Source organism: Acinetobacter lwoffii, from assembly GCF_024129435.1.
Lineage (GTDB): Bacteria > Pseudomonadota > Gammaproteobacteria > Pseudomonadales > Moraxellaceae > Acinetobacter > Acinetobacter lwoffii_F.
The window spans coordinates 1-3,766 of the sequence record NZ_JAMXXN010000056.1; the positions used below are offsets into that span (position 1 = coordinate 1).

Genomic DNA, 3,766 nt, shown 5'->3' on the forward strand with positions numbered 1-3,766 from the left:
AAGAAATTTAAATCCTGTGCTTGACTCTTGTGGTTAAAAACAGGACATTTTAAATGGTTTTTCGCATAGACATTTTAATTGGTGAATAACATCTGTTATAAGCCCCATACATTCAAGTTTATTTCTTGCATGAATGTATCCTATAGGATACATTAATCTTATGTACTCAATATATACCACTGAAGTCTTTGATGACTGGTTTACTAAGTTAAAAGACCAGCAGGCAAAAAGACGTATACAAGTCCGAATTGATCGGGTTGAAGATGGAAACTTTGGAGATACTGAACCAGTCGGTGAAGGTGTCTCTGAATTACGTTTCTTCTTTGGACCTGGCTACAGGATCTATTACTGTAAGCAAGGGCAAAGGGTCGTTATTCTTTTAGCAGGCGGAGACAAGTCTACGCAAAGTAAAGATATAAAACTTGCCCTACAACTAGCACAAGATTTAGAGGAGGAGCTGTAAATGGCTATCAAACTTCGTAAATGGGACAGTGCTGAACATCTTAAAACAGAAGAAGATATGCAAGCTTACCTACAAGCCTGTATAGATGAATCTAATGGTGATGCGGCATTCATTGCAAAAGCTTTAGGTAATATTGCTAAAGCTAAAGGAATGGCTCAATTATCAAGAGACACAGGTTTAGGCCGAGAAAGTCTTTATAAAGCACTTTCTGGCGATGTAAATCCAAGCTTTGATACTGTTATTAAAGTGGTAAAAGCGCTGAATTTACGCTTAGCAATTTAAAAAAAACTAGTAAAAAAGGGAGCTTAAAGCTCCCTTTTTTAACTTCATATAACGTGTATTATGTTAATTTTAGGAAATCTTAGTCTTTAGCTAACATAATCTTCAGTTGATATTACTTGAGCATATGCAAATTCAAAAGCGGCCATTAATGTTGCATGGACATGACCAGCAGGTACTTTAACGCCATTAAATTCCAAGTCTAGTGTTGCACAAGCATCATGTATCACTTTTACCTTATAACCAAAATCAGAAGCAGCACGAACAGCAGCATCAACACACATATGCGTCATAGCACCAATCACGACTAACTCAGTCACTTGATTGCTATCTAAAATTTCTTTGAGATTCGTATTTAAGAACGCATTGATGTGATTTTTAATGATTACAGCTTCATCTTCTTGCGGCTTAACTGTGTCCTGAAATTCAATACTATTTGAGCTAGGTTCAAATATAGGAGATTCAGCATCAGCAATATGTTGCACATGAATCACTTGAGTACCCAGTTGACGGGCTTTCGCAATTACTTTCACTGCATTAGCAGCAGCTTGTTCAATATTTACCAATGGTAATTTACCTGTAGGTAGATATTCATTTTGTAAGTCGATAACTAATAAAGCTGATTTTGACATACCTATTCCTTTACTTAACTAATATTTGTTTTGTTCTACTTATGTTTTAAAGAAGTGGAATGCTTCCACTTCTTTAAGTCACTTTAGAAAGAAAGCGTTTCACCATCGATAGGAATTAAAACCTTATCTTGGATTCCTTTGTCCTTTACGTAATCTGCAAGCTCAGCACGTGTTACCGACATGTGGTTAATTGCATCCATGTGAACAGCAACCACTTTAGCATTTGGTGCTTTCTGAGTTGCATGATAAGTATCTTCTTTGCCCATAATAATGGATTCTTTAAAGCCATCAACCAAGGCGTTACCTGTATTCAAGACAATCACATCAGGTTTAAATGTTTGAATCGCTTGATCAACTTCAGAACGCCAGATGGTATCTCCTGCCACATAAACAGTTTCATGGCCAGCAGCTTCAAATACCACACCCATTGCTTCACCTAATCCAGCTTTAAGCTTAGGAATACGGTACATGGCATCAGTACCGTGTTGACCACCAGTTTTAGTGAGCTTAATCCCTTCAAAGGTCGCTTGAGTTAATACACGAACATCTTTGAAGCCTTGTGACTGAATGATTTTCTGGTCTTCTTTATTCTGTACAAACAACGGCATGTTTTTCGGAATAGTCGCTTGTGCTGCATCATCCCAATGATCTAGATGGGTATGGGTCACGATTACCGCATCTACACCTTCTAAAATCGTTTCGGGCTTGATAGGCAAATCGACTAATGGGTTCCGTAAATAGCTACGATGAGTATCAGGAAAACCTTCATAGAATCCTTTTTTAGCAAACATTGGGTCAATTAAAAAAGTCGTATCAGCATAGGTTACTTTAATCGTTGCATTGCGAATTTCTTGTATATGCGTAACTTTAGAAGTATCTCGCTGAACCACCTTATCATTCGCATATAAATGGACTGAAGCCATTGCCAGAGAGAGTGCAATAACAGAGCTACTTAAAATTTTATTCATGTTCCAGATCCAATCATTTAGTCATACTCGAATCATGATAGGAAAAATTAAGCAATAAAATTGTCCTTAAGGACAATCATCGAAACTATTGGGACAACATGCTATATTTATTATTTTAGAGAGGTAGATTGAATGGCTATACCAGTGATTGGATTGTTCGTATATCCCAATATAAATCCATTTCACTTCTCTATCCCCCATATCATTTTCAATATCAAGATTGAAGATAAACGCTTATTTGATCTGAGAATTTTTTCTATAGATGGCCAACCCGTAAAAACAGAACAGTCTATGATGATTATCCCTGATGGGGGGATCGAACTTATTAAACAATTGGATCTTATTATTATTCCTGGATGGGATGATTTTAATCACAAACCTGAAAAAGTACTTATCGATGCCCTAAATTGTGCATATCAAGCTGGAATTAGAATTGTAGGGTTATGCTACGGAACTTATGCATTGGCATATGCAGGGCTGCTTGACCATAAAAAAGCAGCTACGCACTGGATGGCTGAACAGGATTTTAGTGAACGATTTCCACAGGTTCAACTTGATAATGACGCCCTGTATGTAGAAGACCAAAGGATCGTAACCTCTGCTGGAACAGGCGCAGCGTTAGACTGCTGCTTGTACTTGGTACGTGAAATCTATAATGCACGAATTGCGAATAAAGTTGCTAGAGTAATGGTGATCCCGCCTCACCGTGAAGGTGGGCAAACTCAGTTTATTGAACAGCCAGTCGCAGAATCGAGCCAAGATGCACAAATTAACCTATTACTTGATTTTTTAAGAAAGAATTTAGCCTTACAACATAATATTGAAAGCCTCGCTGAACGGACACATATGACACGCAGGACGTTCACACGGTACTTTAAGAAAGCGACAGGTATGACCTTAGTCGATTGGCTGAATACTGAAAGAATCAGATTAAGTTGTGAACTTTTAGAAGCGACAAACTTGTCTATCGAAAAGATAACCGAGCTTTCAGGTTTTAATAATACTGTGTCATTTAGAAAGAATTTCCGTGAAAAATATGGCACCAGCCCTCAGGCATGGAGAAAAGCTTTTGGGATCATTAATGAGAATAATCCGCCCCATTTAACATAATGGCGGTTATACGAAGTACATTTGTATATTAATATAATTATCAATAACTTAAAAATTTCGTCATAACCAAGAAAAGGCAAAAAAACGGCTTTTGTAATAAGTTGGTGAGTTTTTAGGCGAATCTGTAACATTTTGCCAAGAAAATTGGTTAATAAATGATCAATTAAGGAAGGAGTGCCCATTTCATCAGCTTTCTGAATCTCAAACTATCCCCAATCGCTGTGGATAAAATTTAGGCTATTTTGTACGCTCTGGCGTACATAAATCTCGGCCCTTTGCGGCTACCTGGGACAGTGGAATTTTCCTATGATGAA

At 37.4% G+C, this 3,766-nt stretch carries 5 protein-coding genes; 3 read left to right on the forward strand and 2 right to left on the reverse strand.

Annotation, left to right across the window (positions count from 1 at the left end):
- Positions 1–160 precede the first annotated feature (160 nt).
- Entirely contained in the window at positions 161–463 is a 303-nt protein-coding gene (locus NI455_RS15160; RefSeq protein WP_000286964.1) for a type II toxin-antitoxin system RelE/ParE family toxin, read from the forward strand.
- Entirely contained in the window at positions 464–745 is a 282-nt protein-coding gene (locus NI455_RS15165; protein ID WP_000985610.1) for an addiction module antidote protein, read from the forward strand.
- Between the two features lie 86 nt (positions 746–831).
- On the opposite strand, the gene NI455_RS15170 is transcribed toward NI455_RS15165, so the two are convergent.
- Together NI455_RS15170 and NI455_RS15175 are read right to left on the reverse strand one after the other, a co-directional pair.
- A complete protein-coding gene (locus tag NI455_RS15170; RefSeq protein ID WP_058951821.1) occupies positions 832–1,374 on the reverse strand; it encodes a cysteine hydrolase family protein in 543 nt (180 codons plus the stop codon).
- Between the two features lie 83 nt (positions 1,375–1,457).
- Entirely contained in the window at positions 1,458–2,342 is an 885-nt protein-coding gene (locus NI455_RS15175; protein ID WP_005176778.1) for an MBL fold metallo-hydrolase, read from the reverse strand.
- A 132-nt stretch (positions 2,343–2,474) separates the two neighbouring features.
- Between NI455_RS15175 and NI455_RS15180 the strand changes: the two genes are divergently transcribed.
- Positions 2,475–3,452 (forward strand): GlxA family transcriptional regulator, encoded by a 978-nt coding sequence (locus NI455_RS15180; protein ID WP_247144389.1) that lies wholly within the window; start codon positions 2,475–2,477, stop codon positions 3,450–3,452.
- The last annotated feature ends 314 nt before the right edge of the window (positions 3,453–3,766 follow it).